This window comes from Wolbachia endosymbiont (group B) of Protocalliphora azurea, assembly GCF_947251865.1.
GTDB lineage: Bacteria > Pseudomonadota > Alphaproteobacteria > Rickettsiales > Anaplasmataceae > Wolbachia.
The window spans coordinates 132928-146210 of sequence record NZ_OX366394.1 but is presented as its reverse complement, the minus strand read 5'-3'; the positions used below and the strand labels follow the sequence as shown (position 1 = coordinate 146210).

Below are 13283 nucleotides of genomic sequence, written 5' to 3'. Positions count from 1 at the left end.
GAATAAGTATGGAAAGGTGGCTGAGCGGTCTAAAGCACACGCTTGGAAAGCGTGCACATATGAAAATATGTCGGGGGTTCGAATCCCCCCTTTTCCGCACATTATTTCTAGTGTAACATAGGATTTTCCGTTTTGTTCTTAAACCGTAATAACCATAGCACTTCAGCTCCGCAATTTTTCAGAGTCATCTACGTCAATAAAAGAATAGAGTTATCAAGTTGCAGAGCCTTCTTGATTTTTGATGATGAAGAGTAGTTGTTATCATAGAAATACATCCAGTAGCCAGCATACCTTCCTTATTCCTAATGATGTCTTGCAATACGTCTGTGTCATTTCTCCCTAAAATCTAATACTAGTATATACTCAATCTACCATAATCCGTCAATACAATTCTTTATTGAAAATTTTAGGAAAATGTTGTATAATTATGCAGTAGATTTCGGTAAAACTTATGGCTGATTCAAGTATTAACATTAGTGAAAAAGTTTTAAAAAACCTTACTCGTTTAGCTAAAGTAAAGAATCAATCAGCTCAAGAGCTAGCAGAGCAGTTTATACAAGAAGCAATTGAAAATGAAGAAGATATGGCAATAGCCAAACTTGCTATTCAACGTGACACTCGAAATGCAAAATTCATCAGGCATGAAGACATCAACTGGTGATAAGTATTTAATCTGCTATGAGGAAAATGTAGTTCACAAAGACATTCAAAATCTTCCAAAGACAATATGGTCAAGGGTAAAAGAAATCGTAAAAGAGCGTCTTACACTTTCTCCTGAGAAGGCAGGAGATCCCTTGCTCGGTGAGTTCAAAGGACATCGTAGAATACGATCTGGTGATTATCGTTTGGTTTATAGGATAAGTAAATTAGAACGTACAGTAATAATTACTGCAATAGAGCATAGAGAATACATCTATAAAAGTTAGAACCTTCCTATAAGCATTGTATATTTCATTATACAGACCTCTTTCCTCTTCACCTTAGGTGGCTTTGCTCATACCAAATTCCATTACTAATCGAACAAATAAGAAACATTACAAACTCGTTTAATAGTAGTGCTGGAAATACTGACAATAAAATTACACAGAACATCTGCAAGTAAGCCTATGGTATCGTAGACTCTGTTACGTAAAGTATTGTATTTGATATATTGCCACAACCTCTCAACAGGATTCAGTTCCGGTGAATAAGGAGGCAAGTATATAATGGTAATGTTTTCCTGAAATTTCAAACTTTTTGATCTATGCCAACTTGCACAATCCATTACAAGAAAGGCTTTTTTCGTGCCTAAATCTTTCGACATCTGCTCCAGAAATATATTCATACAATCAGTGTTTACATATGGAGCAAGTAGGCTGATTTTCTTACCACTTCTTGGATTTACCGCACTGTAGATATAGAAATTTTGTCTACCAATTTTCATTTTAACCTGCGTTCTGACCCCTTTTTTAAACCATCCGTGTCCGATTTTTGAATGAGTTCCAAATCGTGATTCATCAAAAAAACACCTCTTTTTCAGGGTGGGAATTGACTATTTTATTGAAGTATTTTTTAAACTCTTCTTGCTTGTTTTTATCTTGTTTATGGTGCATTGGCCTCGGTGTTATATAAGAAAATTTCATCCTTTGTATCTCACGGTGCACTGTTGATTTGCTAATGTTTAGGCCAAATTCCTCTGAGATTTTTATCTGCACTTCCTTAATAGTAATATTTGGATTTCTTTCTACCCATATTTCAATTTGCTCACGTTGATTTTTCTTTAATTTGCTTTTTCTTCGCCGCTGAGACGGGGCAAATAATCTTTCTACTCTACCAAATTTTAGATGCTTTATCCATTCAGTCAAAGCAGTCCTTGAAATTTTACATATTCTTGCCACAGCGCTTATACTACTTTCTTTTCCTGCTATCACCGCTTGTAACTTTTTTGAAACATATGCGTTATTTCTGACCTTTTTTAACATTTCTTTCGCCAAATTTACAACTTTTTCGTCTAATAGTTTTGACCTTAATGCCATTTATACCTCTCTATTTTATCTACTTTATTATCACTTCTTTCCCATTATTGTCTATCTGTTCTTTGCATAGTGGGAATTGGTATCAGCTCAAAAATAACTCATTTTTTGACTATACCCCTATAATTTTACTATTCTACAGACTATAAAATCGATGCTAATAACGGATTAGAGATAAACGTTGCAAAGAATCGCAGTGGATCAACCGGAAAGGTTACAGTAAGTTAATACTGGAAGGATATTAATCTAGGATTCATAAATGTCTTTTCTGTGTTTTATTGAAACACTTCATACTTTGCAGCATTTACATGATACGATAATCGCCAGTTCTCAGTCTTCTGTATCCTTTGAGTTTGTAACAAAACGATTCACCAAAATCAATTGGATTAACTGTAAGTCGCTCTTTTACTATCTCTTCAACTCTTAACTTTATTGTTTTTGGAAAAGCTCTTCTTACCAACATTTTTCAGGAATTTAATCTTATCGCGCTTTAGTCCCACCTATAGTGGTAAGATTATCTACTTATTCTTATATGGGAATTTACCAACTATTAAGACATTAAGTGTAATAAAAATATATTCTAATAGTATGGAAAAATAAAATGAATTTTGAAAAATATGTAAAGGATGGCGTTATAAATTTATATGATTTGCGTAGCAACACAAATAACGAAGAAATACAGGAGCTTATCAATTTTATAGAAAAAAGAAAAGATATCAAAGAATTTGGTTTTGGAAGTCATTATACTAGTGTTAATAACATGAAACTTAGGTGCAGAGGTGCAGGAATTGGTTTAGCTGCTGGTCTAGTTGCAGCATGTTGTTTATGGCAAGAAACTTTAGCTCTTATTGGCGGTTCTGGTGTAGTGTTGATTGCATTTGCTATAGTTGGTGCGTTACTTGGAGCTGGAGCGGGCTATGTCGTAGGTAAATGTCTTGATAAAATTGAGGTTAGTAAGTGTGCAATAAGCAGATTTTCTTAGAGGTTCGTATTGAATTCTAGCTTTCTTTCAATACTTAAAGATTTACAATCAGAGCAAACTACCTGGCCACGTGGAACTGATTTCAGCTCATCAGTTGAAACTTTACTTGAGCAGAATATGCATTTTATTTTATCACTTGGGGCGAGTGAGTGATCAACAGCAATTCTATCATCAAAAACAAAACACTCGCCTTCCCAATTACCACTTTTGTTGTGAGTTTTTTCAAGGTAGGAAAGAATACCGCCTTTAAGGTGATAAACATCGTTAAATCCAAGGCTTTTCATATATGCTGTAGATTTCTCGCATCTGATTCCACCAGTGCAGTACATAGCCACTTTCAGATCTTTACTCTCAGAGAAAGACTCTGCCCACTGAGGAAAATCTCGAAAACGCTGAGTATGTGGATTGATTGCATTTTTAAACTTGCCTAGTTTTACTTCGTAATCATTTCGTGTGTCTATCACTAAAACATCAGGTTGAGAGATAAAATCATCCCAATAATCTGGATCAATGTACTGACCTCTAACGGAAGTATCGAGATTACTTACACCAAGATTCACAATTTCTCTTTTTAATCTCACTTTCATCTTACTAAATGGTTGATATTCTGCTGCACTCTCTTTCCATGTAAGGTCCCTTAGTCTATAATCAGAACGTAGAAAATCGAATATTTTATCAATCGCGTTTCTTTCACCAGATACGGTTGCATTAATACCCTCTTCTGCAAGGAGTATAGTACCCTTTAATTCGACATTGTCGCATGCAACTTTTATTTCATCTTTCATGTCATAATAATTAGAGAGTTTTACAAAATGATAGAAAGTTGCAATGACAAAACTCATAATTAATTAGTTTATCGATTTAAAACATAATATATAAAATTATGAAGATATTCAATAGGACGGCTGTTAATTACTGGATATCTTTAGTTTTTGCATATAACATTTTAATATCAAATATAGATTCAAGTTAATGTTTCTGAGAGTATTTAAAAATATATTCTTGTTTTTAGTAAGTGTATTATTTGTCTGCCCTATACTATCGTTAATATCGATTCTATTTACAGAATCAGCAAACTCTGGATGGGTAATTAGTAGACTTTTTCCTGAATATATACTCAATACGTTGATTTTGATGGTAGGAGTAGGGTTAATATCCTTTATATTTGGAGTAATTCCAGCTTGGCTTACTACATTTTTTTCGTTTCCCGGAAGTAGAATTTTTGAGATTGCCTTATTCTTTCCGATATCAATTCCTGGATATATAGTATCGTTTGTTTATGTAAATACGCTAGAGTTTTCAGGTCCGATTCAGAGCTTGTTAAGAGATACTTTTCAATTGGGCAAAGGTGACTATTGGTTTCCCGAGATCAAATCCCTAGGTGGTGGAATATTAGTAATGGGATTTAGTCTATATCCATACGTTTATATGTTGGTCCGCTCAAGTCTAAAGAGCGTTAGTAACTCAGTCACTATTGCATCAACACTTGGGTTCTCCTCATTACAGAGTCTGTTTTCTGTCATCATACCCTCCATACGTCCATCAATTATAGCTGGGTTATCCTTGGTACTAATGGAAGTAATTACAGATTTCGGCACACCACAGTTTCTTGCTATCGATACTTTCACGACGGGAATATACCGTACTTGGTTTTTACTGCATGACAAATATTCAACTACTGTTTTGGCAGTTGCAGAACTGATTTTCGTTGCAACACTAATAGTTATCGAGAAAAAACTACAAAAAAGAGAAATATCTTACTCTTCAATCAATACTAATGCAGATTATCACAATAAACGTAGTATAAACGGTTCTATATCGTTGATCTTTTCTTATCTTATGTGTTTATTGCCGATATTAATAGGCTTTATTTTACCAATGATTCCACTTATATATTGGAGCATAGAGAAAGGCTTTTTCATATACGAAGCAAGATTTTACAATATAATAACAAACAGTATTAGTTTATCATTTATTACCGCGCTAATCTCGATCAGCATTGCAATAATTATTGGATATACAGCACGTAAAAATAAGCTAATAAGCAATATAGCACGTCTAATTTCTCTTGGATATGCAATTCCAAATGCAATTATTGCAATTAGCATAATAATGTTTTTAAGCAGAATATCTTCTTTCATTACTCAATATATTGTAGAAATTAGCTTGGTAGGAACTATTGGCGCATTAGTTTACTCATATTTATTTCGTTTTTTTGCTATATCTTTCAAGGCGATAGAGTCGGGACTCAAAAAAACACCAAATGAAATTGAATGGACTGCATATACTATGGGTCATGGGCCTATTTCCACGTGCCTGAATATTCATATTCCCCTTATCAAGAAAAGTATACTATCGGGATTTCTGCTCGTGTTTATGGATACGGTAAAAGAACTCACGGCAACACTAATTATCAGACCATTTAATTTTGAAACTATATCAACTAGAGTATATGAACTTGTCAGCGATGAGCGTTACAGAGAAGCTGCCCCATTTTCGTTAATGATAGTTATTATAGGTTTAACCTCTACAATAATCTTATTCACACTTGATGATAAGAATCAAAAATAAACTATTTTGCATCTGTTCAGCAGAGTAACAAAATAAGATAGACGAAAAAAGACAACTATAGAAGCAAATGGTCAGTGCTTTCGTGTTTATCAACTTAGTTGGATCTCAGTATCAGCTACTCGGATGACATTATGGAAGCTCAAATGACAAAACAAGAAGCACTGGTTTCAGATGCACTTAAACAAATACACTATCTTGATGATCAATGAGGTCTAGTGTTAACGTATGGACTATCTAAGGAAAAGGGTGGTACCATAACATCAAAGGTTTTTATGCTCTCTTCGTTCAGAAATTCATATTTACCCTGCATTATTCCTGATGGTGTATTTAAGTATGTTCCACTTGTATATTTGAATACCTCTCCAGATTTTATTACAGGTTGTTCTCCAATAACACCAACTCCGGCAATTTCATTTATTTTCCCCTTATGATCTATTATTTGCCAATAGCGACTTAATAATTGAATGGTTGATGAGCTTTTGTTTTTTATCTTAACATTATACATCCATACGTAACAATTTTCATAAGGAATGGATTGCTCTTCAATGTAAATTGGCAAAACTGTAACTTCAACAGAATTAGTAATAAGTGTGTATTTCATGGTCATCGTAAAGTGTTCATGATAAAAGTTTAACACACTTCAATTATACACTTTTTTCATAGATTTTCCAAGCATATTATCGTACTCTAACTAGGAAATATTAATCTACATGATGAACAAAACAGATCCACTGGATAAAAAAGTGATAGGAATAATAGGAAGTGGGCAATTAGGTAAAATGACTGCTATCGCTGCAATAAAACTTGGGCACAAAACGCATATTTTTGCCAGTGCTAAAAACGATCCAGCTTGTTCTGTTGCTGATGATTTAACAATAGCAGACTTCTGTGATAAGAGGGCACTTGAATCTTTTGCACAGAGTGTGGATTTAGTCACTATTGAGTCTGAAAATATTCCATGTAGTGCAATTGATATTGTGTCGCAGCATACAGATTTTTATCCAGGTAAAAAGGCGTTACACATTTCGCAAAATAGGCTGAGAGAGAAAGATTTTATTAGAGATTTAAGCATAAAAACTGCTGATTACAAAAGTATACAAAATTATAATCAGCTACTAGAAAGTAGTGAAACTTTTAGCTATCCAGTGAGGCTAAAAACAACAGAAATGGGTTATGATGGAAAAGGACAATATATGATTGAAAATGATTCTGAACTGAAGCAATTTGCTTCCTTCGATTGGAATAAAGAGTACATTCTTGAAGCAAGTGTTGATTTACTGAAAGAGGTTTCAATAGTCGTTGCAAGAGATAAAAACGGTAAAGTAGCTTTTTTTCCTATAGCAGAGAATCACCACGTTGACGGAATACTTAATACTTCAATAGCACCAGCTAAAATAGATAATAAATTAGCCCAAGAGGTACAAAAAACTGCAGAGAAAATAGCAACTGCACTTGATGTAGTAGGAATTCTAGCTATTGAATTTTTCATCACTCAAAATCATGAATTACTAGTTAATGAACTGGCCCCAAGACCCCACAATTCTTGCCACTGGAGCTTGGATGCATGCAACGTTAGTCAATTCGAGCAGCTAGTTAGGATAATATGCGGGCTATCTATGCAGGAAGTAGTATTACGCTTTCCTTGCATGACAAAAAATATAATAGGTAATGATATATATAATTCTCACAAATATTTGAGCAACGAAAAAGCTAGTTTAACCATATATGGGAAAAAAGAGGTTAGGGACAAGCGTAAAATGGGACATGTCAATATAGATTTAAGCTATTGAGCTATAAATGCTCTTTGATCAAGATCTCCAAGATCTGCACTATATTTAGTGCTGCACCTTTGCGTAGATTATCAGCTACTATCCACATATTTAATCCGTGTTTAACGGTATCGTCTTGTCTAATACGCGATATGTATACGGCATTCTCTTGCACAACATCAATCTGAGTCATATATCCACCATCTTCGCGCTTATCTTGCACTAAAACTCCATCGTCTTCACTGAGCATTTCACGAGCTTCTTCTTCAGTTATATGCTGATCAAATTCTACATTTACTGCTATAGCATGACCAACAAGAACAGGTACTCGGACACAAGTTGCAGTTACTTTTATATCCTCTTCTAAAATTTTTTTTGCCTCCTCTTGCATTTTCCACTCCTCTTTTGTAGAACCATCTTCCATGAACTCTCCTATATGAGGAATGCAATTAAATGCTATTTGCTTAGGAAATATTTCAGGTTTTTTAGCTTCATTCATAAAGATTTTTTTTGTCTGATTGTAAAGCTCATCCATTGCTGCTTTACCTACACCAGAAGTTGATTGATAAGTTGAAGCAACGATTCTCTTTATTTTTGCTTTTTGGTGTAATAAATGTAATGCCAGCAACATTTGTATTGTAGTACAGTTTGGATTAGATATTATGTTATGGTTTTTATACTCCGTAATTTTATCTTTGTTGATCTCTGGAATAACTAGTGGCACGCCTTCTTTCATCCTAAAACGAGAGGTATTATCTACGACAATACATCCAGCTTCAGTTGCAATCGGTACGTATCTCTCGGAAACATGAGACCCAGCACAGAAAATTGCTATATTAATTCCAACAAAATCGTAGTTCTCAAGGTCTAAGACAGTTAATTCTTCATCGCCGAAACTTACCTTTTTTCCCTTTGATTTTTTCGATGCAAAAGCAACAACAGAATCTATCGAAAATTTTCCCTCTTTTTGAAACTCAGCAAGCATGGTCAATACCTCATATCCTACTCTTCCTGTTGCTCCAATAACTGCAATCTTACATCCCATATAAATAAACCTCTGATTTTAAAGCTATATTATATTTTTACTGATAAAATTTACAATTACTTTAATATTTTTACCTTGCAATTAACCATAATTTAGTTATAATTATAAGACACTAATAATATTGCATGGTAGAATGAAATGAGTAAAAAACATGATGACACTAAGGTCAAACCTGCAGTATCTGCATTTCAAAAGCCTGAAAAAGTCAATAGATTAGAGATTCAAAATGTTCTTTCGAAAAAAAGCAAGCCAGCGATAAATTTTGATGATAAAAAGTATGGTGTGAAAATTTCTAAGATAGACCAGCATCTTTCAAACAAGAAGCAAGAATCTTTTGGATTAAGAGATTTTTTAAGTTCAATACCAATAATAGGAAGATTTTTAGTGAAAATTTTCACGCCTGAAAAAGAAGAGTATAAAAAACTGCAATCGCAAATAGGTCTTTCTAATAAAGCAAAAAATGAGATCTACATAGATAATAAACGCACAGAAGAAGTAGGTAGCAAACTTGAGAATGGTAATATTGAACAAGTAGATAAAGAGAAAAAAAATCTTGGCCCATAAATATTAACCATTTAAAGTGTATCTCTCACTACTGAATTTGTTGCACAGAAGTTTTGCAGTACCAAAATAAATAAATGGGTATGCCACTTGCAGTGAACAGGCTCGAAATCAGCAGAGTACCTACAGGGGTTTCTAATATCACCCAACAACAAAAGGTTGTTGCTATGCTACCAATTAAAAGCTTATAACAACTCCTCTCCTGTATAATAACCTTTAGAAAGGCAAAACAGCACGCAAGATAAACGAACAAAAATGAAATTACAGAAAAGTCAATAATCGACGTAATCTGCTGGGCAAAATTGTTGTTTGAAGTGAGAATTAGTAAAATTGCAGTTCCAATTGAACTAACTGTTATTCCCCAAAAAGGAGAGCCATGCTTGTTCCTTTTAGCAAAGAATTTTGGCATTAGTCTATCTTCTGCAAGACCAAAAGCAACTTGTCCACTAGATAAAACCCAAGCGTTTAGACTGCCAACACAAAAAATGAATGCAACTATAGAAACAATTAAATGCCAATTACCAGAAAACATAATTTTTATCGCATCAACATATGGTGCTCTTGAACTTGCTAAATTGTTGCCATTGATCAATCCCATAATTGCAAAATTGTTGATAAAATATATAACAGCAACACAAACTGTGCCAAGCACCACAGCTTTTGGTATAGTTTTAGCTGGATTATCAACTGACCCTGCAGGTGCTGTTGCCAATTCAAGTCCAATAAAACACCATAAAGTAAGGAGTGTAGAGCGGGCAAGAATTTGCGATGTTGTAAGACTTAATATTTCTTCACTTATGATAAAATTATTTCTATCGAAAAAAAACAACGCTGCTACAGGTATTGCAAGCAATACAGCAACCTTCACAACCGTGAGCAGAAACTCAACGTGCCCTGCAGTAGCTATTCCCCTTAAATTTATTAATGTAATGATTGTAAATAACAACAGCTCTAAAAATAAACGCATACTTTTGATATCTTCATGGAAAAATGGTGTAAGATAGCCAACACCCACAACTATTAAAGCTGTTGTACTAACCCATGAGATTACCCAATATGTCCAACCAACAAAGAACGCTGCGGTAGAACCAAAAGTATGTTTCACATAAACGTGAGGACCTCCTGTTTCTGGAAACTTTGCACATAGCGTAGCAAAAACTAGCGCAAGAGACACAGCACCAGCTCCTGATATCATCCAACTTATAAGGCTATAAGCGCCATATGGAGCAAGGCTAATTGGAAGCATAAAAACCCCAGAGCCGATCTGACTACTAATGACTAAAGCAAAAACAGCCCAAAAACCTATTTTATTTGACACAATACCTCTTAATTCTATTAATGTAAGCCAGTAGTATAGCTTAAGAATTTTAGCAAATAAAAAATTTAAGTTAAGTTTTTAGTTTATGATACCAAAGTAGATAAATAAGTGTTCCGCTTAAAGGGAATAGACTTGATATTAACAATGTTTTTATAGAAGTCTCGTATATTACCCAACAGCAAAAAGATACAGCCACACCTCCAATTAAAAATTTGCAGTAGCTTTTGTCTTGTATATTAACTTTGAGAAAAGCAAGGCTACATGCTAAGTAGATAAACAAAAATGACACCACAGAGATATCAATTATTGAAGTTACTTGCTCAGCAAAACTTTTGTTTGACGTTAGGATAAGTAAAACTAACACCCCCAAAGTACTGAGTATTATTCCCCATAATGGAGCATCATGCTTATTTTTTTTGCCAAAAAATTGCGGCATTAACTTGTCTTTTGCAAGGCCTAAGGTGACCTGTCCATCAGCTAAAAACCAAGCATTTAAATTACTTACAGAAACGATAAAGGCAACAACAGAAACAATTAAATGCCAATTACCTGGAAGCATAATTTTTATCGCATCAACATATGGTGCTTTTGAACTAGCTAGTTCATTACCACTTATCAATCCCATAATTGAAAGACTATTGATGAAATATATCACAGCAACACAGACTGTTCCAAGCACTATAGCCCTTGGTATTGTTTTAGAGGGATTATTGACAGATCCTGCAGGTGCCGTTGCTGATTCAAGTCCAATAAAACACCATAGAGTAAGGAGTGTAGAGCGCGCAAGGACTTGAGACATCGTAAAGTTTGATACTTCCTCACTTACAACAAAATTATTTCTATCAAAGAAAAATAATCCTGCTATGGGTATTGCAAGAAGTGCGATAATTTTAACAATGGTCAGAAGAAGCTCAACATGCCCAGCAGTAGTTACCCCTCTTAAGTTTATTAGCATGATAGCTAAAATTAATGTTATTTCTAAAAGCAAACGTATATCTTGTATATCATTATGAAAAAGCGGGGCTAAATAACCGATACTTGCAATTGTCACAGCTGTTGAGCTTACCCACGAGCTTACCCAATATGTCCAGCCAACAAAAAAAGCTGCTGTAGAGCCAAAGGCATGTTTCACATAAATATGAGGACCACCCGTTTCTGGAAATTTTGCGCAGAGTGAAGCAAAAACTAAAGCAAGAGATATAGCACCAAATCCTGATATAACCCAGCTTATGAGGCTATAAGCGCCGTATGGTGCAAGGCTGATTGGGAGCATAAAAATTCCAGAGCCAATTTGGCTACTAATCACCAAGGCAAAAATAGCAAAAAAGCCTATTTTATTTGACACGACAATGTTTAATTTTTATCTGAATAATTAACAATATAGTTGAAGCTCAGAAATTTCAATTGGTCTTTACAAAATTTGCATTTTTTTAATTTAAGCATATAATAAAAAGTATATTAATAGATTATTAAGAGGCGGGGTATGAATCCAAGGTTAAAAGATTTTTTGATTATTTGTGGGGGTATTTTATTGTTTGTTTCCGCTATTGGAGCAATTTTTTTATTTGAATATTTATTTGATATCTTTATTAATGCGCTTTATGCATTCCTTCTTGCCAAAACTTCAAGTGAAGTATTAGCATTTTTTGGAACACTTGCAATTTTTTTAGCTGTTGGCGTTTCATGCTACGGACTGCATAAGCTCTGTTCTATTTTTACAGAAAAAATTACAAGCAGCTATCAGTCTTTCAAAAATGAAAATAGTGATGATAACATTTTTTCTGAAGTATATAATGATCCAACAGTAGGGTTAAAAGATAAGATTTTATTTTTTTCTATATACTCAATATACTACATTCAATTACCATTTTTGTATTGTGCATCAAAGATATCAGAACTTAGTAGAATGTTATCAGAGAGTAGAGCGCTCGGTCTTAGAATATGTTTAGTGCTTATCAATACTATATTATTGATCCCTGTAGCGCTTCTTGAGTTAATAAAGTATCCATTAATAAAGCTCTTCTCGCCTCTGGGTTTAAGTGTAAAGCAAATGAGCTTTTTGTTTAATGTAAGTGATGTAGGTACTGGTAATCAGAATGTTCATACTAGAAGTTTTGAGCAAAGTGTTATTGAGTGTGCCAAAAAATTAAAGGAAGAATATGGGACTCCGTCAAATGAGCTGGATGAAGAGTTTAAAAACTATATAGGCGGTTTGACAAATCAGCAGAAAGAACTGATAGCGCCTTATTTGAAGGTAGATAATTATAGAGAAGGAGAATGGGTAAGGTGGGTAGATTCCAAAACCGGACTGACATTAACACAGGCCATAAATCTAGTTTTAATTGCAGCAACAAAGCAAAATGCAGATGTAGAGCTGTTGAAATCCATATTGCTGGTTCGTTTTGAGGAAAGTAATCGCCAATGTGGTCCTGGAATGCTTAATCGTATCATTTATGCATTAAGTGGCCTTGAAGCAGAAAATAATTTTGCAGCTCAACTAGAGCCTCAGATAATAGGAGAATTGGCCGGTAATGCTACTAAAAGATTTCTTGAGAGATCTGTAGATAAGCACTACTTTAAAATAAAAATTTTAAAAGAAAATTTTGATGACTTATATTCGCTAGGTTCTGAAGTGGATTTGAGCAATGCAAATGATGAAGTAAAGGATGGAATTTCTCATATGAGAAGTGCTATAAAAGAATTTGTATTTAAAGAGTTATATGTGAAGTTTTATAATGACTATGGAGAACATATTCGTAGAGGACAGATAAAACAAAAGCTAAGGGAATTAATAACAGGTGAAGTCGTAGATGCAGCAATATATGGTAAGATAGATGAAGTAGCAATACCTGCAGAACCATCCACTTGCCTTGAAAGAGTGAAAGCATTTTTGGGAAATATAGCAAGGTTTTCTGCTGCTTAGCACGCCTCTAGAGTTTACTAAACTTTGATTGTGAGTTAGGTGTGAAGCTAAAAATTGGTATTTACGATTAACTCACAGCAAACTAAACGATGGCAACCTGGT

14 protein-coding genes and 1 tRNA gene are annotated in these 13283 nt (G+C 34.2%); 8 read left to right on the top strand and 7 right to left on the bottom strand.

Annotated elements, in window-relative coordinates; translation table 11 throughout:
• Positions 1 to 10: 10 nt before the first annotated feature.
• The 3 genes from OPR35_RS00660 (at position 11) to OPR35_RS00650 (ending at position 926) form a co-directional block, all read left to right on the top strand.
• A tRNA-Ser gene (locus tag OPR35_RS00660) sits at positions 11 to 97 on the top strand.
• A gap of 354 nt (positions 98 to 451) precedes the next feature.
• Positions 452 to 661, top strand: a complete 210-nt coding sequence (locus OPR35_RS00655; RefSeq protein ID WP_007302130.1) for a DUF6290 family protein — start codon at positions 452 to 454, stop codon at positions 659 to 661.
• The gene (locus tag OPR35_RS00650; RefSeq protein ID WP_230440381.1) at positions 624 to 926 is read left to right on the top strand and encodes a type II toxin-antitoxin system RelE family toxin; all 303 of its coding nucleotides are present in this window, start codon (positions 624 to 626) and stop codon (positions 924 to 926) included. The genes OPR35_RS00655 and OPR35_RS00650 overlap by 38 nt, the downstream gene beginning before the upstream one ends.
• An 86-nt stretch (positions 927 to 1012) precedes the next feature.
• On the opposite strand, the gene OPR35_RS00645 is transcribed toward OPR35_RS00650, so the two are convergent.
• A protein-coding gene (locus OPR35_RS00645; RefSeq protein ID WP_230608967.1) for an IS630 family transposase occupies positions 1013 to 2015 on the bottom strand; the annotation gives its coding sequence in 2 pieces (ribosomal slippage) (positions 1013 to 1504 and positions 1506 to 2015; 1002 coding nt in all).
• A gap of 301 nt (positions 2016 to 2316) precedes the next feature.
• Positions 2317 to 2475 (bottom strand): type II toxin-antitoxin system RelE family toxin, encoded by a 159-nt coding sequence (locus tag OPR35_RS00640; RefSeq protein WP_019236727.1) that lies wholly within the window; start codon positions 2473 to 2475, stop codon positions 2317 to 2319.
• Between the two features lie 138 nt (positions 2476 to 2613).
• Here OPR35_RS00640 and OPR35_RS00635 point away from each other — a divergent pair, with 138 nt between their 5' ends.
• Positions 2614 to 2994: a hypothetical protein gene (locus OPR35_RS00635; protein ID WP_019236728.1), complete on the top strand. Its 381-nt coding sequence runs from the start codon at positions 2614 to 2616 to the stop codon at positions 2992 to 2994.
• Here OPR35_RS00635 and trhO read toward each other — a convergent pair.
• Positions 2991 to 3836 (bottom strand): oxygen-dependent tRNA uridine(34) hydroxylase TrhO, encoded by an 846-nt coding sequence (gene trhO, locus OPR35_RS00630; protein WP_012481894.1) that lies wholly within the window; start codon positions 3834 to 3836, stop codon positions 2991 to 2993. The genes OPR35_RS00635 and trhO overlap by 4 nt on opposite strands.
• 130 nt (positions 3837 to 3966) lie before the next feature.
• Here trhO and OPR35_RS00625 point away from each other — a divergent pair, with 130 nt between their 5' ends.
• Positions 3967 to 5565: an ABC transporter permease gene (locus OPR35_RS00625; RefSeq protein ID WP_019078664.1), complete on the top strand. Its 1599-nt coding sequence runs from the start codon at positions 3967 to 3969 to the stop codon at positions 5563 to 5565.
• Positions 5566 to 5767: 202 nt separating this feature from the next.
• On the opposite strand, the gene apaG is transcribed toward OPR35_RS00625, so the two are convergent.
• Positions 5768 to 6172, bottom strand: a complete 405-nt coding sequence (apaG, locus tag OPR35_RS00620) for a Co2+/Mg2+ efflux protein ApaG (RefSeq protein WP_012481895.1) — start codon at positions 6170 to 6172, stop codon at positions 5768 to 5770.
• Between the two features lie 106 nt (positions 6173 to 6278).
• Between apaG and OPR35_RS00615 the strand changes: the two genes are divergently transcribed.
• Positions 6279 to 7355, top strand: a complete 1077-nt coding sequence (locus OPR35_RS00615) for a 5-(carboxyamino)imidazole ribonucleotide synthase (RefSeq protein ID WP_029237555.1) — start codon at positions 6279 to 6281, stop codon at positions 7353 to 7355.
• A 1-nt stretch (position 7356) separates the two neighbouring features.
• Here OPR35_RS00615 and OPR35_RS00610 read toward each other — a convergent pair whose 3' ends face one another.
• Positions 7357 to 8379 (bottom strand): aspartate-semialdehyde dehydrogenase, encoded by a 1023-nt coding sequence (locus OPR35_RS00610; RefSeq protein WP_052264832.1) that lies wholly within the window; start codon positions 8377 to 8379, stop codon positions 7357 to 7359.
• 138 nt (positions 8380 to 8517) lie between these two features.
• Here OPR35_RS00610 and OPR35_RS00605 point away from each other — a divergent pair, with 138 nt between their 5' ends.
• Positions 8518 to 8943, top strand: a complete 426-nt coding sequence (locus tag OPR35_RS00605) for a hypothetical protein (protein WP_007302139.1) — start codon at positions 8518 to 8520, stop codon at positions 8941 to 8943.
• A gap of 28 nt (positions 8944 to 8971) precedes the next feature.
• On the opposite strand, the gene OPR35_RS00600 is transcribed toward OPR35_RS00605, so the two are convergent.
• Both OPR35_RS00600 and OPR35_RS00595 read right to left on the bottom strand, forming a co-directional pair.
• A complete protein-coding gene (locus tag OPR35_RS00600) occupies positions 8972 to 10258 on the bottom strand; it encodes an APC family permease (RefSeq protein ID WP_007302140.1) in 1287 nt (428 codons plus the stop codon).
• A gap of 70 nt (positions 10259 to 10328) precedes the next feature.
• Positions 10329 to 11603 carry an APC family permease gene (locus OPR35_RS00595; RefSeq protein WP_012481896.1) on the bottom strand — a complete coding sequence of 425 codons (1275 nt, stop codon included), beginning with the start codon at positions 11601 to 11603 and terminating at the stop codon, positions 10329 to 10331.
• Positions 11604 to 11741: 138 nt separating this feature from the next.
• Between OPR35_RS00595 and OPR35_RS00590 the strand changes: the two genes are divergently transcribed.
• Entirely contained in the window at positions 11742 to 13181 is a 1440-nt protein-coding gene (locus tag OPR35_RS00590) for a hypothetical protein (protein WP_017532208.1), read from the top strand.
• The last annotated feature ends 102 nt before the right edge of the window (positions 13182 to 13283 follow it).

Bases quoted from the DNA above. Each gene is read 5' to 3' on its own strand.
- OPR35_RS00635 (WP_019236728.1), top strand. From the start codon at position 2,614: ATGAATTTTGAAAAATATGTAAAGGATGGCGTTATAAATTTATATGAT.
- OPR35_RS00655 (WP_007302130.1), top strand. From the start codon at position 452: ATGGCTGATTCAAGTATTAACATTAGTGAAAAAGTTTTAAAAAACCTT.
- OPR35_RS00615 (WP_029237555.1), top strand. From the start codon at position 6,279: ATGAACAAAACAGATCCACTGGATAAAAAAGTGATAGGAATAATAGGA.
- OPR35_RS00625 (WP_019078664.1), top strand. From the start codon at position 3,967: ATGTTTCTGAGAGTATTTAAAAATATATTCTTGTTTTTAGTAAGTGTA.
- OPR35_RS00610 (WP_052264832.1), bottom strand. From the start codon at position 8,379: ATGGGATGTAAGATTGCAGTTATTGGAGCAACAGGAAGAGTAGGATAT.
- OPR35_RS00590 (WP_017532208.1), top strand. From the start codon at position 11,742: ATGAATCCAAGGTTAAAAGATTTTTTGATTATTTGTGGGGGTATTTTA.
- trhO (WP_012481894.1), bottom strand. From the start codon at position 3,836: ATGAGTTTTGTCATTGCAACTTTCTATCATTTTGTAAAACTCTCTAAT.
- apaG (WP_012481895.1), bottom strand. From the start codon at position 6,172: ATGACCATGAAATACACACTTATTACTAATTCTGTTGAAGTTACAGTT.
- OPR35_RS00640 (WP_019236727.1), bottom strand. From the start codon at position 2,475: ATGTTGGTAAGAAGAGCTTTTCCAAAAACAATAAAGTTAAGAGTTGAA.
- OPR35_RS00605 (WP_007302139.1), top strand. From the start codon at position 8,518: ATGAGTAAAAAACATGATGACACTAAGGTCAAACCTGCAGTATCTGCA.
- OPR35_RS00650 (WP_230440381.1), top strand. From the start codon at position 624: ATGCAAAATTCATCAGGCATGAAGACATCAACTGGTGATAAGTATTTA.